Genomic DNA, 23,384 nt, shown 5'->3' with positions numbered 1-23,384 from the left:
GACCGCAGCGGCGGCCGCCGCGCCCGCCGGACCCGCACCGGCGGGCGCGGCGGAACGAGTCCACCTGTCACCGCCCTCGGCACCGGCACAACGCGGCCCGGCGGGTTCGGCACTGACCGGGCAGATCGGTTACGCCTTGCTCGGACTGCGCCGCGACCCGCTCTCGGTGTTCTTCTCGATCGTGTTCCCGGCGCTACTGCTGGTGCTGTTCCCCCTGGTGTTCGGTGACGGCCGGGTACACGGCATGGCGATGGCCCAGTATCTGCTGGCCGGCATGATCGCCTACACCGCCGCGCTGACCGCCTTCGTGGACATGCCGGAGTCCGTCGTCGGTGCCCGCGCCGGCGGGGTCCTCAAGCGACTGCGCGGCACCCCGCTGCCGATGCGGTGGTACTTCACCGGACGCATCGGTGCGTCCCTGGCCGTCGCGCTGCTCGCAGCCGCCCTGCTGATCGTCGTGGGCACCGGATTCGTGGACGCGCGCCTGCCGGTCGCGCACCTCCCCGCGCTGCTGCTCGCGATCGTGACCGGATCGCTGTGCTTCGGTGCGCTCGCCCTGGCGGTCGCGGCCCTCATGCCGCCGCCCGCTCGGTACTCGCCGTGACACTGGGCACGTTGCTGCCGCTCTGCTTCGTCTCGGAGATCTTCGTCGTCGGTGACCGGCCGCTGCCGGGCTGGCTGGCCACCGTCGCCGACGTGTTCCCGCTACGCCATCTGCTGCAGGCGGTGCTGACGGCGACCGACCCGGCGGTCGACGGCACCGGGGTCGCGGCCGGTCACCTCGGCATCCTGCTGGTGTGGACGGCTCCGGCGCTGGTGCTGCTGTGGCTGCGCCGCTCGGCGCCCACCTGAACGAGACCGGGCACAGGCCCTACGGCCCTGCCCACCCGATGCGCCGGCGAGCATCGTGAGAAGGACGGGAGAGGTGGTAACGATGACGGTGATCTGGCTGATCGTCTGGCTGGTCCAGGGCACTCCCCCGGTCGCCTCCTGGGGGCCGTGGAACGACTGGGGCGTCGCGCTCTTCGTCTGCCTCGCCCTCGACCTGATCGGAGCTCTCGGCCGGAGGTCCGGTCCGCGTCCACTGCGCCGGAACTGACCCTCGACCAGTAGGCACCCCGTGATGATCACGACCGATCCGGCCGACAGGGCGGTGATGCGGTCGCGGATGTCGGTGCAGACCTGGTCGCGGTCGGGGCCGTTTTTCGCGATCAGCCGGGGCCGTGACCAGCGGGCTTGTTCGCGGGCGCAGGGTGGACAGGCTGATCTGGGGTCGGCCGAGGGCTAGCCAGAGGCGGCGGTGGTCCAAGCTTTCGGAGTCAGCAGGAGCCGATGGATGCGGTCGCCGAGGCGAAGGCTGCCTTTGCGGGGCCGGTCCGGTAGTCCGGCCAGGCCTTCCTTCTAGTGGCGGGTGATCCAGCGGCGGACAGCACAATGATGATCATGCGGGTGGCGGTACGCCAGGAGCCGTGCAGGGCGTCAATCAGTTCGGTGTGTTGTCTGGCTGGCATCCGGGCGTAGACGTGCGCGGGGCGCATACTTGGCGTGACCTCGTCGGGGGTGTCGGTCTTGTGTGGAACCTGATCCGAACCCACGACAAGGTTTTTCTGTCGCCATGTCCCTCAAGCCGAGCATGTCAAAGCCGGAGCCGTTACGCACAGCACCTCCACTCACGCGCTCTAGTGCGTCGTTCCTTAAATCCTGTACATCATCTTCAGCCGGTAGACGCGCTTCGGTGGCGGTGGCCGTCCCCAGATCCAGGGTTTGGCCTTCGCGTTGAGCTGGGCGGTGGCCACCACCGTCACACGGCGGATGTCGTTGCCACTGGCCAATTGCTGTCCAACGAGTCCCTGCCGGCGAAACATGCGCCACCATGGTTCCTGAAGGTTGAGCCAGCAGGCATTCTTCGGGATGAAGACCTGTCGGATCCGCGGATGCTCGGCAAGCCACTCGCGGGTCGAAACATGCCGGCCCGGATCATTGACCAGGCGCTCGCGTTCCTCGGCGCCAGCGCTACGACGGCCCAGCCGATCGGCCCGTCCGAGCTCGTCGACATCGGCTGGCACACGTTCATCCTCTACACCGTCGACTACGCAAAATTCTGCGACGACGTCGCTGGCGGTTCATCCACTACGTGCCCAACGAGGACGAGACGGCGATCCCGCGCAGCACCAACGGGACGCTGCAGATCGCCGACTGCGAGACCGGCAACTGCAGGTGCACCAAACCGCCGATGGCCGAGCAGTGCCGCAACGCGGCGGGTGAGCTGGTCACGGAGCAGCCGGTGCGCGGCCTGAAGGCCACCGTCCGCGCGATCCACGCCGCCGGGTTCCGCGCCGACCGGGATCTGTGGCCTGCCATCGCCACGCGGCAGGAGCGCGACCCCGGCGGTGACCGCTACGGCAGCGATGATCCACGTGGCCTGCGTAGGCCATTAGGCGGGTTTTCGCGGCCCGTAACAGGCGTAGTAGGGCAGCTCGCCGGTGCTCATGCTGCGCCGGGCGAGCAGTCAGTGCCCTCGGCCGAGCCTCCAGGACACCTGGATCGGGACCCGGGCCCACCAGTATTCGCGTGGTCCGTGGGCGCCCGCGCCGGTCGACACCCGTGACCAGGCCCGGCCCGGCAGGCCGGCGATCAGCTCATCAACGCGGACCCGGCCCGCGCTGGTAGTCAGCACCTCATCGTTGCAGCGGGTCGCGACCACATACGACCGGTCGTGGTCCTCAAGCCAGGCCCGCAACGAACGCGCCTGCCCGTAGACCTCGTCCATCGTCACCCACGCCGCCGGCACTCCCGCGGCGAAGGCCCGGTCGAGCATCTGCCGAGCCAGCTCGATCTTCGTCGCGACGCCGACCTCGTCCGGATCCCGGCGGCCCGGTACTGGACCCGATCCTCGGTCCACCCGGCGGGCAGATACAACTGCCGATCGACCAGCGCGTGCCCGCGCTCGGACCGATAGGCCGGGAAGACACCGATCTGTCAGCCAGCCACGAGGTGCGGATGCGGTTCCGGGTCACGGCCCGAGCCTGAGCAAGGCGCACCTCGAAGCGGCGACTGCGACCGCCCAGGAGGCTATCGCTGTTGCGCGACGCGCCTAGGATCGATCAAAAACGATATTTGAGGAGGCAAATCTACTTTGTCGATCGCTGAAGTAACCCAGATCGTTGGCGCTTGCGGTGTCATAGCGTCGCTATCGATACTCAGTTGGCAGAGCAGACAGCTTGTCAAGCAGATGAAGGTCGGCAACTCGGTGGCCACCCTTGCCGCGATGAACACCGGCCTTGATCGGCTTCATTCTTTCATCGGACGCCTCGCTGATGACCCCTCACTGCGACAGTACTTTTACGGCGGTGTGAAAGTCGATGAACTCGACCCCATGACGAGAAACAAGGTCGAATCTCTCGCTGAGATGCTGGCCGATATTCTCGACTATCAACTCACATCCGCCAAATACCTTCCTTCAGTTAAAGACCAAGACGACTGGAGTGATTTTTCCGTTTACCTCCTGGAGCGAAGCCCGGTACTACGAGATTTGATCGAAGGGAGTCCGGATGAATGGTGGAAGGAAATTGCAAATCTACGCCACTCGCATGGACCTATCCAACCTATCGCGCCCGCCGTTCAACCGGAAGCGGGGGACCTCATACGCCGGAACCCGGCTTTTCCCCGCTTTCGCTGGTCGACCACACCGCGGCGATGACACTGATGCTTTTAATCCTGATCAGGTGGGAGTCTCAACATGTTGCAGTGCGAGGATGGCCTGCACGATCCGGGCACCATGGTGGCCCTCGTCGGTGAACGTCATCACCTTGGCGCCGGGCAAGGGCTCGATGACGGCGTGGGTGCGGGCTTCGGGCAGACGAGACGGCCTTCCGTATCGGCTATTACCTGCACGTTGACCCCGTGGCGCCGATGCTTCCCCGAGTAGCAGGAATTTCTGGTCGACGACCCGGTCGAGCGGGATCGGGATACCGCCGAGGATCACGTGGACGGGCAGCCGGATTCGGTTCATCGCCGTTTCGAGATTGTCGGCGGTGGAGGAGACCAGATCGATGGCCTCACTGACGTACCGCCACACGATATGGCCGGGACCCCGCGGGGCTCCGGCCATATCAGTTCGATCAGAAGTCGTCGTCGAAGGAGACGCCTCCGGAGGCCCCTACCTGGTAGGCCGAAACGCGCGGCTCGAAGAAGTTGGACAACTCCTGCACGTCCTGCAATTCCATGAACGCGAACGGGTTCCTACTGCCATAGATCGGGTCGATGTCGAGCGCTGCCGGCCGCCGGTCGGCGACGTGTTGGAGGTATTCGCGCATGTCCCCCAGCGACATCCCGGAGACACCCTGCTCCAGCAGATCGGCCGCGAACTGGGCCTCGCCTTCGGCGGCCTCGGCGAGCATGTCACGGACCTGCCGCTGCATGTCCGCGTCGAACAGGTCCTGCTCCTCGGCGCGCACCTGGTCGACAACGTCGAAAGCGAACGCCATGTGCATGCTCTCGTCCCGGAACACCCAGTTGATGCCGGACGCCAGCCCTTGCAGAACACCCCGGGAGCGCAGGAAGTAGACGTAGGCGAAGGCAGCAGTAGTCGGATGGAGATGCTCCAGGGGCGGGGATGGAAGAGGGCTTTCTGCGACGGGGATCGTCATGTCGTGGAGCCGGTGCAAGCCCTACCCGGTGCCGAGGTGTCCGGCGCCATCGGACTCAGGCTGCGCACCGGTGCTCGTGTGGTGTAGGACGTGGGTGCGGGCGTACCTGATCGCGGAGGGGGTGTCGGGGAATATTCGCCCGTCGCGGCGCAGCGTCTCGGCGACGCCGAGAGTGTTCAGGATCTGCTCGTGGCCGGGCGCGATGCCGGACAGCAACACGGTGATGTCGCGGTGGTGCAGCCGGTTGATGGCATCGCCGAGGACGTGGGCCCCGGTCGCGTCGACGGTCGACACCCGTGACATGCGCAGGATCACCACGCGCACGTCGGTGATCTCCGACAGTTGCAGCAGGAACCGATGCGCGGCAGCGAAGAACAGCGGCCCGTCGAGGCGGTACGCGACGATGTGCTCGGCCAGCAGGGCGTGTTCCTCCGCGCTGTGGTCGCCGGGTTCCAGCGGGACCTGTTCGATGCGGGCGGTACGGGCGACCGCGCGCAGGGCCAGCACGACGCCGACACCGACACCGATGGCCACGGCGGTGACCAGGTCGACAGCGACCGTCACCGTGAAGGTCAGGATCAAGACCAGCGCGTCGCCGCGGGTCGAACGAGCCAGGGCGAGCAGAGACCCGGTCTCGACCATCCGCACGGTGGTGGCCAGCAGCACCCCCGCCAGCGCCGCCAGGGGGATCCGCCCGACCAGCGGCCCAGCCGCGAGCACGATGACGGCCAGAGCAACGGCATGGGTCAGCGAGGCGAGTTTCGAGCGCGCGCCGGCACGCACGTTGACCGCGGTGCGGGCGATCGCCGCGGTCGCGGGGACACCACCGAACACCGGGGCGGCGAGGTTGGCCAGGCCCTGACCGAACAGTTCCCGATCCGGATCATGGCGCTCGTTGACGGTCATCGCGTCGGCGACGCTGGCCGACAACAGGCTCTCCAACGCGGCGAGTGCCGCGACAGCGAAGGCGGCAGGCAACAACGTACGCACGGCGTGGACGTCGAGGAAGCCCAGCGATGGGGCCGGAACCCCAGCGGGCAGGGCCCCGATCCGCATCAGCGATATCGGGGTGGTCTCGGCCAGCACCGTCGCGGCGCCCACGCCCAGCAAGGAGAACGGCAGACCGGGGCGCCACCGCCCGCCCAGCAGCATCAGTGCAGCGACGCCCACGGCCACGGCGACGGGGGCCGGGTGCGGGTCGCGGGTGAACCGGACCACGGCATCGGCGGCCACCGCCCACACCTTGTCACCGTGCGCGCCCACCACTCCGAGCGCGGCCGGGAGTTGCTGCAACGCGATGACCACGGCGATGCCGGCGGTGAAACCCTCGATCACCGGGGTGGGCAGGTACCGCACATACCGGCCGAGGCGGGCGACGGCCAACCCGATGAGGATCGCTCCGGCCATCGCCCCGACCATCAGTACCCCGGTGGGCCCGAACTGGGCGATGACCGGCACCAGCACCACCGTCATCGCCCCGGTGGGCCCGGACACCTGCAGATTCGACCCGCCGAACACGGCGGCGACCGCCCCGGCGACCACCGCGGTGATCAGGCCGGCCTGCGCGCCCATACCGGAGGCGACCCCGAACGCCAACGCCAACGGCAACGCCACGACGGCCACCGTCAGCCCGGCGAGCAGGTCCGCCAGCGGTGCCCGGCGTGCCGCCGCGAGGTCGCTGCGCTGCGGCAGCAGACCGGTGAACCGAACGCCCAGCGACCGGGCCGCCAGGACGAGGCTCACTGCTGGCCTTGGCTGCGCAGCTGCGCCAACAGCTCGTCGCGGTCGGTGAGCGTGGACCCCAGGATGCGCCGCCCGGCGGCCAGCAGATCCGCCACGTCCGGGGTGCTCAACGCGTACATCACCAATGAGCCTTCCCGCGACGACGTCACCAGGCCCGCCCGGCGTAACACCGCGAGTTGCTGCGACAGGTTCGACGGCTCGACCTCGATCAAGGTCAGCAGTTCCCGCACCGGTCGTGGCCCGTCCTGCAGCAACTCCAGCACCCGGATCCGTACCGGATGGCCCAACGTGCGGAACAACTCGGCCTTGGCCTGATACAACGGCACCGACACGCTCAGCCAACCCCGCTCACGACGACACTCGCCTTGACAACTTGCAAATGTTATCAATTCAGCAAGTCTTCACAGTGATGGCTGAGCGGTGCAGTTCGTCACCGTCATAACCGGAGATGCCGCTAGGCGGGATGTTCGCGGAGCCACGCGGCCAGGGTGACGCTAACCGGTTCCGGACCGCTCGGTCCCATGCCGGCTGGTTCCCAACAGCCTGCCGTCGGGGGCCGCTCCAGCCCGAGCTCGGACCGGGCGGGACGGCATCGGACCTGCTGCTTCGGCCGTACCACAGCGGGACCCGGACGGGACTGGTCAGAGCGGAGCGGGGCGTACCCAGCGGATCCGGTCCTCGCGCCACCCCACCGCGGCAAGGCCTGCCCGTAGTGCCTGCTGCGGATCGCCTCGCATGATCACTTCGCCCTCCATCATCGGTACGCCGGAGCGGCTGAGGTGGTCGGCAAGGGCAGCGGTCAGGGCATGCGCCACGCCTTGCCGCTTGGCCTCGGGCACCACGTAGACGTCGTGGATGTTCGCCAGCCGGATCCGGCGGTACCGGTCCGGCCCGACAGTGGCGTAGACGTGCCCCAAGCGTCGGCCTCGACGTTCAGCGATGATGCACGTGGCACCGGAATGGAACGGGTCGGCGAAACGCCGGCGCGCCCATTCGTCGACGTCGACGGCAGGCGGTTCACCGGCCAGCCCGTTGTGGATCGCCCGTGCCAGGCAGTCCTGTACGAACGGGGCGTCGGCAGGCGTGGCCGGTCGCACCCGGCAGCCGCCGGCCGGTGGAACATCGGCTGTTGCCCGGCGGACCGTCAGCACCTCCGGGACGAAACCGGCCCCTGCCAGGGATGCCGCCCACGCGGCGGCCGGGCCTCGGACGGGCAGTTCAGCGCGCACCGGCCAGCTTCCGGGAAGTGCGTCGAGCAGCCGGGACATCACGGCGACCACGTCGGATGGCGGGAGTGGTCCGGTGAACGCCGCCAGATCCTCGATACGCAGATCGGTGCGCAGCGTCAACGGGTGCCGACATTCGACCAGCCGGGCGGACACCACCGGCCGGGCAGCCTCGTGGACGAGTGTCGCGGCACGGCACCCGCCTTCTGCCGCAACCCGGTCCTGCACCGTCGTGCGCACGTACTCGGGATCGGTGGGTTCCTCGGCGGCACCACCGATAGTGAGCGCCACCAGCGCATCAACCCAACGCGGCATCTCACCGTCGGCCAGCGGCCCGGTCTCGAATCTGCGGTGGACCCCGGTGGTGGCCCCGTTCGCGGCAGAAGTCACGGTTCTCCTTGCAAGCCGGTCGGCGCCGATCCCTGCCCTGGTGTCTGCCCGGTGATACACGAACGCTGATCGTCGATGCCTGGTCGCACCTCCTCGCTCGACAGCCACGGTAGAGCGGCGGCAGCCTGCGTACCGCCGATGTTGGACGAGGTTGGACGGCCGGATCGATTCCCGGCGGAAGTGGGCCGTCGGGCACCGCAAAGGTGTTCGGCACCCAGCGTCAGCGTGCCGGCGTTCGACCCGCCGGGTGGCCGTCATCACCTGGCCGTCGTCGGGTGCCGCTGCCACTGTGCGGCATCCGCCGATTCCTCGCCCTGGCGTTCATCCGGCGCAGCCGGGTACGACATGGCCGTGCCGGTCGTCAATACCTGCGCCGCGTTGCCGACACCGTCGATTTTGATGCTTGCCGGCCTGATCGCCCGGCTTCTAGGGTCCCCATGCGCCGGCACGGCGTCACCGCACGCCGCGGTGGTTTCCTGACCCGAATGCAGGGAGGACCAGACATGTTCGGTACAGCCAAGCGCCGATCGACCACACCGCTCCGAGACGGAATGATCATCGTCTCGGAGCGCGTCGGCCCGGTGTCCACACCTCCGAGCCGACCCTGAGCCAGGAGTTCGGTGGGCCGAGGATGACACCACTGACCCAGGTCAAGCCCTACCCGTTCGCCACCTGCCCACGCACCGGCCTGGACCTGGATCCCGAGTACGCCACCCTCCGCGACGCCGAACCGGTGGTCCGGGTACGGCTTCCCTACGGTGAACCGGCATGGCTGGTCACCCGCTACGCCGACGCTCGTGTGGTGCTGAGCGACCCACGCTTCAGCCGGGCGGCCTCACGGGACCGCGACGAACCCCGCCTGCAGGCCCAGTCATTCGCCGCCGGCATCCTGGGCACGGACCCGCCGCAGCACACGCACCTACGTGCCGCGATCGCATCCGCCTTCACCCGGCGGCGGGTGCAGCAATTGCGGGCCCGCACCCATGAGATCGTCACCGAACTGCTCGACCGGGTCGTACTGCGGGCCGAACCGTTCGACCTGGTATCGACGGTGGCCGTCCCGTTACCGGTGACTGTCATCTGCGAGCTGCTCGGTGTACCCGTTGCCGACCGGCAGCAGGTGCAGCGCTGGTCGGACGCTGCGCTGAGCACTTCGGGCCTGAGCCCTGAACAGGTCCGGGAAAATCTCGGCCAGCTCTACCGATATCTGGCGAGGCAACTGGCGCAGCGACGCCGGTCGCCTGCCGACGACCTGCTGAGCGCTCTGGTGCAGGTCCGCGGCGAGATGAGCGATGGCCCGCAGATGCTGCATCTCGCGGTGGCGTTGCTCATCGCGGGACACGAAACGACTGTCCGGCAGATTCCCAACATGGTGTTCGCGCTGCTCACTCACCCGGATCAGCTCGCCGCCCTGCGTGCGGACGCGAGCCTGATCCCGGCCGCGGTCGAGGAGTTGATGCGATGGATCCCGCTGAGCACCTCGGCGTGTTTCGCCCGCTATCCGGTGGTGGATCTCGAACTCGGCGGGGTCCTGATTCGTGCCGGCGAGCCGGTGTTGGTCGCCATGGCGTCCGCCAACCGCGACGAACGGGCCTTCGATGAGGGTGACCGACTGCGGCTGGATCGGATCGGGGCACCGCATCTCGGTTTCGGCCACGGGCCGCACTACTGTCCCGGCGCCGCACTGGCGCGGATGGAGCTGCAGATTCTGCTCGCCGAGTTGTTACGCCGCTTTCCTGGGCTTCGGCTCGCGAGACCGGCCGCCGAGATCGACTGGACGACCGACTCGCTGGCCCGTACTCCTCGTTCTCTCACCCTGACCTGGGACGTCATCGCCGTCCCGGGCGGCGCGCGAACGCTGCCCTGACCAGATCGCCGGAACCCGGCTGGTGGGTAGTGGGGTGCATGGTGAAGGCGGACCCGGGCACTGTGTCCTGTTAGGAGCCTGGGGAGGCGCGGGTCGGCGGGCTGACTTGTCAACACTTGACGCTATCTGCCAGCGGCTCACCCTTTCCGCTGATGGCTCTCGGAGAATCTCCCGAAATAATCCCGAAGTGACCCCCACGTTCAGGCTGGCAGCCATAGCCCTCGCGACGAAGAGCTTCAGCCGGTGAGCGGGGTGGGTGCCCAACGGACGGGGAGTCGTCCCGAGGGGTCCGGGCAACCTCCGCTGTCCGCACATACTGATACGATTCCAGCGAATCACCTATTTCACCGCAAAGACGGTCCGAGGGAGGGTGGCTGGGCACGACAGCAACACCCTCGATCAGCCGTCTCGCCCGCACGGACGGACGGGGTATCGCTGTGACTGACCCGCGCGCGACGGCGCCGCAAGCGCACCATCAAGCGATCACGGGACCGGTGGACGTTCTGCGCATATGGCAGGACGTCCCATTGCGTAACCCGGCATTCACCGGCCGCGAAGCGCTACTGCGTACCTTGCAGAAGGCATTGGATCAGCGGGCCAAGGCATCGGTGCTGCCACATGCGCTGCACGGTCTGGGCGGTGTGGGCAAGACGCAGCTGGCGGTCGAGTTCGCCTACCGGTATGCCGAGCGCTATGACGTCGTGTGGTGGATTCCCGCCGAGCACCAGACCCTCGTGCTGCAGTCACTGCGTGACCTCGGCCGGCGGCTCGGCACGCCGGAGACGGCCAACCTCCAGCAGTCCGCCCGCCTGGTCCTGGACGCGCTGACCCATTCTTCGCTGCGCTGGCTGCTGATCTACGACAACGCCAACGACCCGAACGACATCGCCAACCTCATCCCCACCAAGGGCGGGCACGTCATTCTGACGTCCCGCAATCCGACCTGGTCGGAGATCTGGGACCCGATCGAGGTCAATGTCTTCGAGCGCACCGAGAGTGTCGCGCTCGTCCAGCGACGCAGCCCGGAAACCCCGCCGGAGTCGGCCGAGCAACTCGCCGCACGGCTGGGCGACCTACCGCTGGCCATCGACCAGGCCGCGTCGGCACAGGCCGCGACCGGCATGTCGGTGACGGAGTACCTCGGCCACCTCGATCGGTACATCACCGAACTCTCGCCGGGGCAGCCCGCGACGACCCGTACCCTGATCGCCGCTCTTCTGCGTCTGGCATTGGACCGGTTGCGCGCCGGCACTCCGGCGGCGGCCGAACTGCTGGAGATGTTCGCGTCGCTCGGCGCCGAGCCGATCTCCGGGGCCCTGTTGCGCCGCGGCCGGGATGCCCAGGTGTCCCCCGCACTGCGCAGTGTGCTGCGCAACGAGACGGCGCTCGACCGGACGATCCGGCAGCTCAGCCGTTTCGGGCTGGCGAAGGTGGACGCCAACAAGCGCATCCAGGTGCACCGGCTGTTCCAGCTGGTGCTTCGTGACCAGCTGACCCCGGACGCGACCGACCGCAGCCGCACCAACGTGCATCAGGTGCTGGCATCGGCCAACCCCGGCTATCCGGTCGACGACAGCACCTGGGCGCTGCACGCCGAGATCGGTCCGCACGTCCTCCCAGCCGGCCTGGTGGAGTCCCCCGTGGCCGATGCCCGCCGGGTGGTGCTCGACCAGTCGATCTACCTACGGCTCACCGGTGACCTCGAGGGTGCCCGCCGCCTCGGCGAGACCGCCAACGAGGCCTGGTCCAAGGTCGAGAACAACCCGGACCTGGGACCCGACGGTGAGCTGACCCTCCTGGTCGGCCGCCACCTCGCGGTGTCGCTACGGCTGCTCGGGTTCAACGAGCGCGCCCGCACACTGGCCGAGTCGGTGCACCAACGATTCCTGAACAACCCCGCCTTCGGCCCGGACCACGAGTTCACCCTGCTGGCCGCTACCGAGGTGGCGCCCTGCCTCCGGGTGGCGGGATTGTTCGGGCAGGCGCTGGAAATGGACACCGACACCGTAAATCGGACCCTGCGGGAGTTCGGCGAGGAGGATCAGGCAACGCTCGACGCCAAGAGCAACCGGGCCGTGAACCTGCGCATGCTCAGTGACTTCTCGACCGCCCAGGAGATCGACTCCGCCGTGGTCGAGACCTGGCAGCAGAACGTCAGCGAGAACGACAACAGGCTGTTGTTCGCCCAGACGAACCTGGCGCGCGACTACTACGGGCTCGGCCGCTATGCCGAGGCGCTGACGTTGCAGGAGAGGATCCTGCCGCCGTTCCGCGAGCAGCGGGGCGACAAGCACCCCCGGGTCCTGCTCGCCAGCCGGACCATGGCGATCACGCTACGTAAGGTGGGGCGGTATGCCGACGCGCTGGCGGCCGCCGAGGAGCATCACGACGCCACGATCGACCGGTACGGCCCCGAGCACGAGCACTCGCTGGCGGCGGTCATGACGCTGGCCAACAGCCGGCGGGTGACCGGTGATCTCGACACCGCGCGTGAACTGGCCGCCGAAGCGGTCGATCGGTACCAAAGGGTGTTCGGCGAGGATCACCCCCTGTCACTGGCCGCGACGGTGAACTTCGCGATCATCCTTCGTACGCTGGGCGAACGCGACCTGGCGCTGGATTACGATGAGCGAAGCCACACGCGGATGAGCGCCGCCCTCGGCCCCGCCCACGGCTACACCCTGTGCGCTGCCAGCAGCCTTGGCAACGACCTCGCCGCGGCCGGAGACGTCACGGCCGCGCGGCGGCTGTCCGAGAGCACGCTTGCCACCTCACGCCAGTATCGCGGCGACAGCCACCCGTACACCTTGGCCTGCACGGTGAATGCGGCGCTCGATCTGATCGCCGACAACGACGAGCAGGCCGGCCGGCCGCTGCTGGATCGTGCGGTCGCCGACCTCGCCCGGGCGTTGGGCGAGAATCACCCCGAGTGTGTGGCGGCCCGGGCCGGTAACCGGATCGAGTGCGACATCGAGCCGCCGCCCACCTGAGGTGCAGTCCCGCTCTCGCTACGGCAACGGCGTGCTGCCATGGGCGGCATAGTTGCCGGCCGGCTGAACCAACTCAGCGGCCACTGCCCTCAGGGTATGAGCGAGAGCGGGATTACCGCCGTCCAGCAGTGTTTCCAACGGCACGTCACGGACATCGATGATCACCGTCTGGGTGTCGTCGTTCTCGGAGAGCCGCATCCCCTCGCGCATTCGGTGCCTCCTGCGGTGGCGCTGACGGGTGTTCCGGCACGCAGCCGCCATCGTTGGCAGCAGGTGGGGCGTGCCCCACAGGCCGGACCAGGATGCGACGAACCGTCGCTCAGAGGCATGGTGACACGGCTTGACGTCAACTCACCGCGCAGCCCAGCTCTGACTACACCATACGTCGACAGGTATCGCTTTCCCAGGCCACCCTGACCGGCGCGGACCGAGACTGCTGCGGACGGGTCGTCAACGCCCCGGTGTCGTACCGTGCGCCGCGTAGTTCTCGCCCGGGTTTCGCACATTGTCCAACTGCCGGGCGAGGGCGTGGTCCAAGGCGGCGTCCCGGGAACGCAGGAGCGTTTCGAGTGGCATGCGCCGCACGTCGAGCAGGGCGGACTCCGTGTGCTCGTCGACGGGGAAATCCCCGGTCTGCCGCATGTCCGTGCCTTTCGACCGCTCTGTCGAACCCCGATTGACTGCCAATCGAGGACACGACCGCACCTGCCGCCACGGTGTGCACGTCGATCCTAGCGGCTCGAAGATCGCGGCGAGGTCACAACCCGCGAGTATCGCCCCCAGGCATGACGGCGTTGTGCGAGCAGCTCCGCCGCTTCCGCCGCGACCGCGGCGGGCACGGCCTCACCCATCAGCCGGTCCACCGGGGCGCGCAGATGGCCGACGAACTCACGGCCCCGTGCGGTGAGCTCCCGTGACTGCTCCAGCGCACGCAGACCGACGTCCAACTGGAGCCGGGCGAAGGCGAATTCACGCGTCGCCTCCCGCTCCAGCCCGCTCACAGCCCGTAGCGCCCGCCACGTGTCGGCGACACCGAGAAACGCATAGACGCCCTGGACCAGGCCGCCGGTGGGCCGCGGATCCTCACGCCACGGCGCGAAATGCCGTTCCGGGCCGCCCGGCACGTGCAGTGACATCAGGTCGAGAAGCGCGCTCAGCTTGGAGTGCTGGAACTCGTGGACCAGCGTGACAACGAAATCGGCGCCGGATCGGGGCAGTGTGGTCCCGACAGCACCGAACGCGTCACGTGCGGTGCCGCTGCGCGCCTCGCCGACATCCTCGGTCACCAACGGCACCACCGCACGCAGGCCGGTGGCGAGTTCGGTGGCTCGTTCGGGCAACAGGGCGGCGAGAAGTTCCCAGGCGGCGGTGAAAAGCTCCTGCCAGCGTCGTACGTCAGACGTGCCCAGCCGCTCCGCCGGCGGAGCGTGATAGCAGCCGCGGTAGGGGTTGGCGTCCTCCAGCGGCACCGCGACGGCCAGATCGTCGCGGCGGGCGGTCAGCAGACGTACCGGCTGCCAATCCTGGTCGCCGCTGCCGACGGTCACCCCACCGGTCGTCACGGCGATCCGGTCGCCGGAGACCCGGACGACAGCGGCGCCGTCCGCACCGGGACGGGCGGTGCCGATCGTCGGCAGGGTCACCACCCCGCCGCGGGTACGGGTGTGCGTCTCAGCGTCGATACCGGCCCGGACCGCTGCCGCCGCGGCCAGCGCACCCAACTGGGCAAGATCGTCGTCGAGGGGGATGTCGGAACTCTCCAGGCCACGGATCCGGCGGGCGGTGGCGGCCAGCCACGCGCCGACGAACGGATCACTGATCACCTCAGCGATCGCCTCCGGCCGGTGCCGGTCGGCAGCGATCAGGACATCGGTGACCTGCCGGGCCTCGTCACCCCGCCAGGCTTCGACCACATAGCCCAGCAGCAGCAGGTTCTTGCTGTGGCGGGCGCCCGCGAGATCGTCCACCGCGGCCGGGCCGCCCAGCCCGGAGGCGAGATCGGCGAAACGGCCGTCGGTGATGCGGTGGTACTCCATCATGTGTCGCTCCTGAGCCTGCGGTGCAGGTCCACTGTCACTCGGCCGATCACGTGGTCGATGAGACGCCGCATGTCGGCACAGTAGACCGACGGGTTGCGGAATCCCTCCCCGGCCAGATAGCGGTGGGCGTAGTGTCCGCCGCCGCACACACTGTGGACCGGGCAGCGGCGGCAGGTGTCGGCGAGTGCCCGCAGACCGATCTGCCGCGCCACCACCCCGGGATGCGACAGCGCGCGGTCGAAGGAGTCGGCCAGGACCGTCAGGCCGGTCGCGCAGGCACCGGGGTAGGCCGATTTGAGGGAGTCCGCCTGTTCGATGGTGCCGTCGGTCTCCACCACGACGACAGCGACGGGGCTCAGGCCCACCTGCTCGGAATGCCCGGTTCCACCGAGCACCAGCCCCATGATGTCCTCGAAGAGCCCGACCCGGGTTTCCTGACGGGCGGCTCCGTACCACCGGTCGAAGATCGTGATAAGCCAGTCGGCGTAGGGCGTGCCGCCGGGCCCGCGCGGCGGCGGCGCGGACCAGTTCGCGTGCGGCAGCAGGAAGTCGATCAGCGGTGGCGAGTACCGCACGAGTGCGTCGTAGCAGGCCAGGGGGTCGATGGTGGGGTCGACGGTGCAGAGAATGCCGGCGAACGAGGACACGTACGGTGCGCTGCCGAGCAGACGCAGGGCCCGGTCGACCGCGGCGAAGCTGCCGGCACCGCTGGGCAGCCGGCGGTGCCGGTCGTTGTCGGCTTGCGGCCCGTCAAGGCTGACCCCGACGGCCACACCGGCGGCGCCCAGCCGGTCCAGCATCGGCCGATCCAGGAGTACGCCGTTGGTCTGGACCTGCACGTCCAGTCGGCAACCGGCCGGCATCGCCGCCCGGAAGTCGCCGATCAGCAGGTCGAGCTGATCCGGGCCGACCAGCAGGGGCTCTCCGCCGTGCAGGATCAGTCGCATGGACGGCAGCCGGTGGGTGGTGGCGTGCTCGCCCATCCGGGCGGCGGCGGCGCGCCAGATCGAGGGTGACATCACCCGGGGCCGGTCCCGCCAGCTCTGGTCGGCCAGAGTGTAGACATAGCAGTAGTCGCACGCGAGATTACATCGCTGGTGGACCTTGAGGACCACGTCGCGAAACGGTGTGGGCCGCCACCCGGAGGCGCGCAACTCGGCGACGTCCGGCCAGTCTGTGGCCACCGACATCACCGGCAGGCCCAGCGCCTGTCGTTCGCTCATGAGCGGCGGCCGGTCACCGGCGGGGCCCTAAACGGACAAATCACGTGCCCATTCTCCCCTGTGACGGCGCCGTCACACCGGCGGGGGCTCAATGTCACACTCCCCCGGCCGGCCCGCGATCGCCGTCTTCACCACCGGATGGCCGGCGCCGAGCGCGCGTTGAAGAGCATCGATACTGCCGTCGAGCAGCGACTGCTGGGCGCCGGGGTCTTTCAACAGCTGACCCAGGTTCACCGCACAGATCAGCGAGTCCGGGTGGTTCTCGCCACGGACCCGCCGGGCATCCTCCAGAGTGGCGGTCAACTGGAGTCTTGCGCTGTCCAGCTCGCCGGCCAGCACCAGATCGTTGGCCAGGCCGATCGCGGCCGCGATCGTGTAGGGATGTTCGCGGCCCAGAACCTCCCGCAGCGAACGATGTGCGGCCTCCCCCACGTGACGGGCCCGGGACCTCTCACCGACGGCGCGCAGAATGATCGCCTGGTTGGTGGCTGCGGCCAGCGTGAGCGGGTTGCGGACACCGTAGGTCCGGCGGTAGCGGTCGACCGCCTCGGCGGACAGGTGGTACGCCCGGTACGGGTCGCCGTTGGCACACAGGGTGTTGGCGTGCGTCATCATGGCCGCCAGCGTCACCTCGTGATCGGTGCCGAGACGCAACTGGCAGGCCACGTACAACGTCCCCGACTGAGCCGCGGCCGTCTCCAGCTCCCCAGTCTTGCGCAGGCCCAGCACGATGGTGCGCCAGGCGGCGAGGACCAGCGGATGCCAGTCGCCGAGCAACGCACGGTAGGCGGCCCACGTCGACTGCTGCAGGTTCAACGCGGCCTTGTACTCGCCGAGGCCGTAGAGGTCACGGGCGAGATTGGACACCGACAGAAGAGTGTCCTGGTGGTCGGGTCCGCGCCGGTGCTGACGCAGATCGGCCAGCTGCGTGTCGATGTCGTGGGCGCCGCGGAAATCGCCGGCCGCCCGCAGACTCGCCGCCAGGTTGTTGCGGGCGGTGAGCGTGGCCGTGTCGTCGTCGCCGCGGGTCCGCCGCCACCCCTCCACGGTCTCCCGGTCACGCCGCAACGCGTCCTCGTACTCGCCGAACACCCGGTGCGACACGGCCAGCAGGTCGGCGAACCCGAGCGCGGTGGAGTGGTCCGGACCGTACGCGGCCAGATTCTTGATCCGTGACCAAGCCTCCTCGGCCCGCCGGTAGGCCTCACGGTAGCGGCCCAGCGCGTACAGGGCGGCCACCACACGCCGCTGGCACTCGTACACCTGCACGTCGTCGGAATCGCCGTCGGGCGACCAGTCGTCCAGGGCGGCCTCACTCAACCGGCGGCTGCCCTCGTAGTCGCCGATCGCATACAGGTAGGTCGCATGATCGAGCAGCACCTGGCGGGTGTCCGAGTCGGTGGCCTCGATCATCCGGGCCGGACGCAGATGCGGTCCGATCCGCTCGTACATGTCCCAGGTCAGCGGGTCCCATGGTCGAGCCGGGTTCGCCGTCGCCAGCAGCTGGCGGGCATTCGCGTACGCCTGCGCCCGCCGGGTCTCGGGCAATGTGTCGCGCACGATCGCCTGCACCAGCCGGTGGACCTGGACGGCCTGCCCGTCGTTGATCTGCTTCACCAGCCCGTACCGCAGGAGCCGATGGATCGCCTCGGTCAGAGCGACCGGCTGGTCCAGCATCCGCCCCAGCGGGGGCGGCAACTGACGGCTGCCCGCATACAGCAGTGCCAACGAGATCGGCTCGGCACCCAGGCACGACGCCATCTCCAGCAGCTGCGCCGCGGCGGGTGACTCCGACCGGACCCGGTTGGCGGCGACCTCGAACGCGGTCACCACCGTGGTCGGATAGGTGCCCGACGGCACCGACTTGAGGACCTGCAGCCCACGGTCGTCGTCGAGTTGCCGCAGGAACTCCTCGATCGGGATCCTGGCCGCCGACTGCATGGCGGCCACCTGTTCCAGCGCGAGCGGCAGATCACCGAGACGATCGGCCAGCTGGTCGGCCTCGTCGGAACCGATCAGGTGACCGCGGGCGCAGAGCAGCTCGACGCTCTCCTCACGGGTGAAGACGTCGACCTCCACGGCGGCGCCCACCTCGAGCCATGCGGCGTCGCGGGTGGTCACCACGAGATCGCCGCCCACCTCCGGCAGCAGCGGACGGATGTCGTCGGGCGGGCCGGCGTTGTCGAAGACGACCAGCCACCGCACGTCGCCGCTCTCCAGCCTGCTCAGCACACCACGGACCGTCTGCGCGCGGTCGACGCTGACCGGCCAGCCCTGCCGTTCACCGAGGGTGGCCAGCGCGGCCGTCGCCTGGGTCGGATCCTCCGCCGTTATCCACCACACCAGGCCGTACTCGCCGGCGTGCCGGTGCAGGTACTCCGCGGCGAGCTGGGTCTTGCCCACCCCACCCAGACCGAACAGGACCAGCGGAAGCCGCGGTTCGGCGCGAAGCTTCGCCGCCATCAGCTCCAGTTGCTCCCGGCGGCCGGTGAAGCCGGCGTTGCGCTGCGGCGCGAACCCGGCCGGCGCGGTCCCACCGGGCAGCGGCGACACCGCCGGTGTACTCGTCGGGACCGGCGGCGGCGGGACCGGATCAGGTGGCCGGGGCGGCTCGGGCGGCAGATCATGGGTGTTCGACAGGGCGGTCCACAGGGCGTGGATGCGACGCACCTCGTCGTCCGGATCGGGCCGGTGCACCGACATCACGGCCAGCTGCCGGACCACACATTCGACCTTCGACCAGCGGACCAGCGCGTCACCGCGCAGGATCGCGCCGACCGTCTCGTGGCTGACCGTGTCGGGCATGTCGTTCTGCCGACGAATCTCCTGGCTGACCCGTCGCAACGACGGGCGACCGGCGTCGGTGTAGAGCCTGTCCAGTTCGGCCAGGAACTCCCCGTGCGGCACTCACCACTCTCCCGAGTCCGGCTGGCGATTAGCGTCAATTTGTGTCAGGACAGCATTCCACACCCGACAGCCGTGCGGTAACCACCTGTAAAGCTTTGGGGACGGTCGGCAGATTCTGATCTGGATCCATCGGCGGACCCCAGCATGGAGGCAGGAGACTACCTGAGGAGGGCCATGTTGGATCGACACCGCTACGCTGCCCGCATGGTTCGCGTGGAGTTCACCAGCCTGGCGGCCGCCCCGTGACCGACACCTCACCGCCGGTTCTCCATCAGGCCCTCTTCGGATGGTCGACGGCACTGAACCAGATGAACGTACTCAGCAGCACGTTCGAGCGGCCGGCTGACTCGATCATGTGGTGGAACCGGCTGCGACCGTATCTCCAGCTCGAACAGACCGGCACCGACCCGCCGCGAACGGCACTGTCCTACCTGACCTTCACCGACGGATCCGCCGTCGTCCTCCACCGGTCCAACAACGGCCGCTCGGGCCGCTCCACCTACACACACGCGCTGATCGGACCGCACGAGACGCTCACCGTCGAAGCCGCCATCGGCATGGATCGCTGGAAAGGGTGGCTCCACGAGCCACCGAAGCAACCGATGGCGACACCACCGGCCGGGCTCGTGCAGAACGCCGCCGCACGCATCGAACGATTGCAGCCTGACCTGTCGCGCCTTCAGGCTGAGGTGGCCACCCTGTTCCTCACGCTGCGAGCGCACCCGGCCGCCCCGTTGGGCATCCTCGGCTGTCCCGCCGACGATCATCTCGCCCTGGTGAGCGGACTCGTCCAGGTCACACGACTCGCCGGCATCGACGTCCCCACATGGACGTTCTCCACCCACGAGGACCCGTACCGCGCCGTCGGACCGGAATCCCCCCGCCTCGCCTTCCTGACGAACCTACCGATTCACGGTGATCGTCTTCTGGTGGATCTGGCCCGGCCGCCGAGGCCCGGCCCGGAACTCGACCAGGCCGAGCAGCTCATCCACGCTGTCCTGACCGGCGCCCCATCGCCTGCCGAGACACCGACGCTCCCACCGTCGAAAACCCACAAGGCGATCTGCATCGGGCTGTCGTCGTTCCGGCCCGCTGCGGCACCCGGCGAGGAACGCGGCCTGAGCCGGTGGAGAGACCTCCCCCGGGTCGCCGAGCGGATGCAGGCCCTCGTCAAAGCTTTCAACAAGCTGGGGTACGACGCCCGAGCGCTGTCCGCACTGACGGCCCAGGACCTCGGTGCCGCCGTCCGCAAGGTCATCGACGACGCCGCCGACTCGGACGTCGTGGTCATCCATCTGTTCAGCCACGGCTACCTCACCCCGTCCGGGAGCCTGCGGGTGATCGGCGCGGACGGTGAACACCACGAGGCCACCGATGTCGGCGACTGGCTGAAGAGGATCGTCGACGCCGAGTCATCCGTACCGATGACGCTGTTTCTCCTGGATGTCTGTCACGGCGGCAGCGCCGCACGGCTGTTCTGGCAGCCGGCCGTCAACGACGAGACCGCCCGATCCTGGGTGATCGCCGCCGCCGCACCCGACGAGGCGGCGTACGCCGGACGATTCACCGACGCGGTCATCGCGGTCCTCGACGACCTGGCGGCCGGCCGCCTCGACATCAACCGGTCGTTCCGGTACGCCCCGATCGACACGATCGCCCAGCTCATCCGCCGGGAGGTCCTGCGCCGGGCGGACGCGGCCGGCGCCCTCGCCCAGCAGGTGACAGCGAGCCGGGTCGACATCAGCGCCAATGTCCCGGCGTTGCCGTTCTTCCCGAACCGTCAGTACGCCGACACCCGCCGCCACGCCGCCCGGACCCGGATCGACGCCGCCGTCGCGCCGTTCCTCGACGACCTGGACGAGGCGCTGGACCCGATGCACTTCCTGGCCCGGGCCGCCGGGCACGGAGTGCTGACCGGTGACGAGCTGTCCGGCTGTTTCAGTGGGCGCCGGCGGGAGCTACGGCTGCTGTCGCCGTGGCTGAACCTGCAGGACCGGGTCGGCCTGCGCATCGTGACCGGCAGCCCCGGCGTGGGCAAGTCCTCGTTGATCGGCGTACTGGTCTGCGCGGCCCATCCGCTGCTGCGCGACAGCACCAGGGCGGTCTGGGAGGCGGTCGAGCAAGCGCCGTACCCGAACCACACGATGGCTGCCGTCCACGCCCGGGCCCGGACACTGGCACAGATCGTCGCCTCCGTGGCCCGTCAGCTCGGCCTCCTGACCGACGTGCCGGAACCGACCGCGGGCGAACTGATCGAGGCACTCACGACGCTGCCGAACCCGCCGGTGATCATCCTCGACGCACTGGACGAAGCGGTCGGCGCCGCGCAGATCATGCAGGAACTGCTGCTTCCGCTCACGCGGGTGGCACGTGCCGACGGCGAGCCGATCCGGATGCTGGTCGGCGTACGGCCGTGGGACGAATTCGAGCCGCTACGGGCGGTGGCCGAACGTGACGGCAGTGTGCTGGACCTCGACAAGGTGGAGGAACGGGTCCTCAACCGCGACATCAGCGCCTACGTGCGCAGTCTTCTGCTGACCGATCCCCGGTGGGATCACGTCGAGTACGTCGGCGGCGCCGAGACGCTCGCCCGCGCTGTGGCCGACACGCTCACCGAGGGTGGTTCGCACCGTGAATGGGGCGCCTTCCTGGTCGCCGGGCTTTTCAGCGGGTATGTGCTGCACACCTTCGCCGAGCCGATCGGCGAGCGGGCGAAAGCCATCGAGGTGGGCCGCAGCGCGCCCCGTACGCTGCCTGATCTTCTCGATCTCGACCTGCGTACCAGGGCGACCGGCAGCATCTGGATCAGGCCCATCCTGGTAGCCGCCGCCCACGGTCTCGGTGACGGCATGCCCGCGCGGCTGCTCGGACATGTCGCGGCGGCATTCACCGCTGGTGACGCACCGGGCGCCGCGGTCGTCCTCGACGCTCTCGACACCATCCGCTTCTATCTGCGTCAGAGTGCGGAGGTCGACGGCACCACCGTCTACCGGCTGTTTCATCAAGGGCTCGCCGATCACCTCAAGAAGTCCGCCGACGCGGTGGCGGTCGTCAACGGACTTCTCGACTCGGTGCACTCCTGGCTGCCCCCGAGCTCGCCGGCGGCTCCCATCCAGCGATGGGACCTCGTCGAGCCCTATGTCAGACGGCACATCGCCGAGCACGCGGCCGACGCCGGCCGTCTCGGCGACCTCCTGAACGACGCCGACTTCCTGCTGACAGCCGACCCCACAACCGTGCTGGCCGCACTCGATCGCCAGCCCGTCGAGAACGAAACGACTGCTGCCTACCGCTGGGCGGTTGCGGGCGGCTTCGAGCCGGCCGAACGTGCGGAACGGGCACAACGGCTCGCGTTGGCGGCAACCCGTCACCACGCCGCCGATCTCGCCAGGGCGCTCGCCGCGGTATCAACCGGAGGCGCCTTCGGGTGGCATCCGCTGTGGGTACGCCCCGGGACGGTCAGTGCGATCTCATCGAGTCACCAACTCGTGGTGATCGGCACTGCCGAGGGGGCTGTGGACGTACTCGATCTGGCCAACGGGAAGCCGTACTGGAGCGAGAATGAAGCGCACGCCAGCCCGGTCACAGCGGTGACACTCGGCGACGTCGACGGCGGACCCGGTGTGCTGAGTGTGGACATCAATGGCATCCTTCTCAGCCGCCGTCTCGACAGCGGGCGCGGGACGCAAACGCAGACGGCCGGCTCAGCGGTCAGGCTCGATGCCTCCGCCGTCGTGGCCGGAAGGACATGTGCTGTCCTTGTGCACGGTTCCGGTAGACCCACGCTCTGGGACATCGGCACCGGGACCCGGATGGGTGAACTCGACATCGAGTTCGAAGATGCCGAGTGCTTCGCCGTCGCCGGAACGGCCGGCCGTCTCGTCCGGACAGCGGACACCACAGTGATGGTGCAGTACGCGAACGGCGAGCAGACGGTGCTGTCCCACGATGCCCGGGTCGACGCGGCCACTGCGGGCGTGGTGGGCGACGAACTGATCCTCTTCACCGGCGACGCCACCGGGACCATCCGCGCGTGGGACCCGGGAGGCGGGGAGCTGAGCCGATTCGTCGTCGCCGGCGCGATCGGTGGGCTGCATGCCTCGGACCACGGCGAGTTGGTCGTTCAGTCCGGCCCCGAGATCCTCGGCATACGATTCGCGCCGAACGGGCTGGCCGTGGCCCGACCACCCGTCATGGTTGACACACTCGAGCCGGCGACCACGTTCCGGCTGCACCGAACACAACCGGCGGAGTCACTACGCTGGGGCCCCGCCGTCTGGCGGGCTTCCGGAGAAGCTGCGCCGGCTGTCTGACGGCGCCCCGTTGTTCGGGCGCGGCCTGATCGATGCC

17 protein-coding genes and 4 pseudogenes are annotated in these 23,384 nt (G+C 68.9%); 7 read left to right on the top strand and 14 right to left on the bottom strand.

The annotated features are described in order from the left end of the window. From ACFO0C_RS43625 to ACFO0C_RS43615, 3 genes are all read left to right on the top strand, one after another. Window positions 1–604, top strand: a 604-nt coding sequence (locus tag ACFO0C_RS43625) for an ABC transporter permease (protein ID WP_378072744.1), incomplete at its 5' end; no start/stop codon positions are given. After that, complete coding sequence (locus ACFO0C_RS43620) at window positions 601–852, top strand: hypothetical protein (protein ID WP_378072872.1); 252 nt, start codon at window positions 601–603, stop codon at window positions 850–852. The genes ACFO0C_RS43625 and ACFO0C_RS43620, both read left to right, overlap by 4 nt. An 82-nt stretch (window positions 853–934) precedes the next feature. After that, window positions 935–1,099 (top strand): hypothetical protein, encoded by a 165-nt coding sequence (locus tag ACFO0C_RS43615; RefSeq protein WP_378072871.1) that lies wholly within the window; start codon window positions 935–937, stop codon window positions 1,097–1,099. A gap of 26 nt (window positions 1,100–1,125) precedes the next feature. Here the strand turns inward: ACFO0C_RS43615 and ACFO0C_RS43610 are convergent. From ACFO0C_RS43610 to ACFO0C_RS43595, 4 genes and pseudogenes are all read right to left on the bottom strand, one after another. Further along, window positions 1,126–1,538 (bottom strand): annotated as a pseudogene (locus ACFO0C_RS43610) (IS630 family transposase); the annotation flags it as partial. A 156-nt stretch (window positions 1,539–1,694) separates the two neighbouring features. Next, entirely contained in the window at window positions 1,695–2,066 is a 372-nt protein-coding gene (locus ACFO0C_RS43605) for a hypothetical protein (protein WP_378072743.1), read from the bottom strand. A 64-nt stretch (window positions 2,067–2,130) separates the two neighbouring features. Then, on the bottom strand, window positions 2,131–2,274 hold the full coding sequence (locus ACFO0C_RS43600) for a hypothetical protein (protein ID WP_378072742.1): 144 nt from the start codon (window positions 2,272–2,274) through the stop codon (window positions 2,131–2,133). A 444-nt stretch (window positions 2,275–2,718) separates the two neighbouring features. Beyond that, a pseudogene (locus ACFO0C_RS43595) lies at window positions 2,719–2,979 on the bottom strand (transposase); the annotation flags it as partial. 157 nt (window positions 2,980–3,136) lie between these two features. Here ACFO0C_RS43595 and ACFO0C_RS43590 point away from each other — a divergent pair. After that, entirely contained in the window at window positions 3,137–3,700 is a 564-nt protein-coding gene (locus ACFO0C_RS43590; protein ID WP_378072741.1) for a hypothetical protein, read from the top strand. Window positions 3,701–3,769: 69 nt separating this feature from the next. Here ACFO0C_RS43590 and ACFO0C_RS43585 read toward each other — a convergent pair. The 5 genes and pseudogenes from ACFO0C_RS43585 to ACFO0C_RS43565 all read right to left on the bottom strand — a co-directional run. Then, window positions 3,770–4,075: pseudogene (locus tag ACFO0C_RS43585) on the bottom strand (IS5/IS1182 family transposase); the annotation flags it as partial. A gap of 46 nt (window positions 4,076–4,121) precedes the next feature. Further along, a pseudogene (locus ACFO0C_RS43580) lies at window positions 4,122–4,580 on the bottom strand (ribonucleotide-diphosphate reductase subunit beta); the annotation flags it as partial. Between the two features lie 90 nt (window positions 4,581–4,670). Then, window positions 4,671–6,392, bottom strand: coding sequence for a SulP family inorganic anion transporter (locus ACFO0C_RS43575; protein ID WP_378072740.1), 1,722 nt, complete (start codon window positions 6,390–6,392; stop codon window positions 4,671–4,673). Continuing rightward, window positions 6,389–6,724 carry an ArsR/SmtB family transcription factor gene (locus ACFO0C_RS43570; RefSeq protein ID WP_378072739.1) on the bottom strand — a complete coding sequence of 112 codons (336 nt, stop codon included), beginning with the start codon at window positions 6,722–6,724 and terminating at the stop codon, window positions 6,389–6,391. The genes ACFO0C_RS43575 and ACFO0C_RS43570 overlap by 4 nt, the downstream gene beginning before the upstream one ends. A gap of 309 nt (window positions 6,725–7,033) precedes the next feature. Then, the gene (locus tag ACFO0C_RS43565; RefSeq protein WP_378072738.1) at window positions 7,034–8,008 is read right to left on the bottom strand and encodes a GNAT family N-acetyltransferase; all 975 of its coding nucleotides are present in this window, start codon (window positions 8,006–8,008) and stop codon (window positions 7,034–7,036) included. Between the two features lie 631 nt (window positions 8,009–8,639). On the opposite strand from ACFO0C_RS43565, the gene ACFO0C_RS43560 reads away from it, so the two are divergent. Together ACFO0C_RS43560 and fxsT (ACFO0C_RS43555) are read left to right on the top strand one after the other, a co-directional pair. Next, entirely contained in the window at window positions 8,640–9,875 is a 1,236-nt protein-coding gene (locus ACFO0C_RS43560) for a cytochrome P450 (RefSeq protein WP_378072737.1), read from the top strand. 494 nt (window positions 9,876–10,369) lie between these two features. Further along, window positions 10,370–12,865, top strand: a complete 2,496-nt coding sequence (gene fxsT, locus ACFO0C_RS43555; RefSeq protein WP_378072736.1) for an FxSxx-COOH system tetratricopeptide repeat protein — start codon at window positions 10,370–10,372, stop codon at window positions 12,863–12,865. Between the two features lie 18 nt (window positions 12,866–12,883). Here fxsT (ACFO0C_RS43555) and ACFO0C_RS43550 read toward each other — a convergent pair whose 3' ends face one another. The 5 genes from ACFO0C_RS43550 to fxsT (ACFO0C_RS43530) form a co-directional block, all read right to left on the bottom strand. Beyond that, entirely contained in the window at window positions 12,884–13,075 is a 192-nt protein-coding gene (locus ACFO0C_RS43550) for a hypothetical protein (RefSeq protein WP_378072735.1), read from the bottom strand. A gap of 240 nt (window positions 13,076–13,315) precedes the next feature. Then, window positions 13,316–13,507, bottom strand: a complete 192-nt coding sequence (locus ACFO0C_RS43545) for a hypothetical protein (protein ID WP_378072734.1) — start codon at window positions 13,505–13,507, stop codon at window positions 13,316–13,318. Window positions 13,508–13,596: 89 nt separating this feature from the next. Then, complete coding sequence (locus ACFO0C_RS43540; protein ID WP_378072733.1) at window positions 13,597–14,904, bottom strand: HEXXH motif domain-containing protein; 1,308 nt, start codon at window positions 14,902–14,904, stop codon at window positions 13,597–13,599. After that, window positions 14,901–16,127 (bottom strand): FxsB family cyclophane-forming radical SAM/SPASM peptide maturase, encoded by a 1,227-nt coding sequence (locus tag ACFO0C_RS43535; RefSeq protein ID WP_378072732.1) that lies wholly within the window; start codon window positions 16,125–16,127, stop codon window positions 14,901–14,903. Before ACFO0C_RS43535 ends, ACFO0C_RS43540 begins: the two co-directional genes overlap by 4 nt. Window positions 16,128–16,199: 72 nt before the next feature. Continuing rightward, window positions 16,200–19,034 carry an FxSxx-COOH system tetratricopeptide repeat protein gene (gene fxsT, locus ACFO0C_RS43530; protein WP_378072731.1) on the bottom strand — a complete coding sequence of 945 codons (2,835 nt, stop codon included), beginning with the start codon at window positions 19,032–19,034 and terminating at the stop codon, window positions 16,200–16,202. Window positions 19,035–19,342: 308 nt separating this feature from the next. Between fxsT (ACFO0C_RS43530) and ACFO0C_RS43525 the strand changes: the two genes are divergently transcribed. Further along, window positions 19,343–23,347, top strand: a complete 4,005-nt coding sequence (locus ACFO0C_RS43525) for a caspase family protein (RefSeq protein ID WP_378072730.1) — start codon at window positions 19,343–19,345, stop codon at window positions 23,345–23,347. Window positions 23,348–23,384: the final 37 nt, after the last annotated feature.

Origin of the sequence: Actinoplanes subglobosus, assembly GCF_042650585.1 — a bacterium.
GTDB lineage: Bacteria > Actinomycetota > Actinomycetes > Mycobacteriales > Micromonosporaceae > Actinoplanes > Actinoplanes subglobosus.
This window is presented reverse-complemented; position numbering and strand designations above follow the sequence as displayed.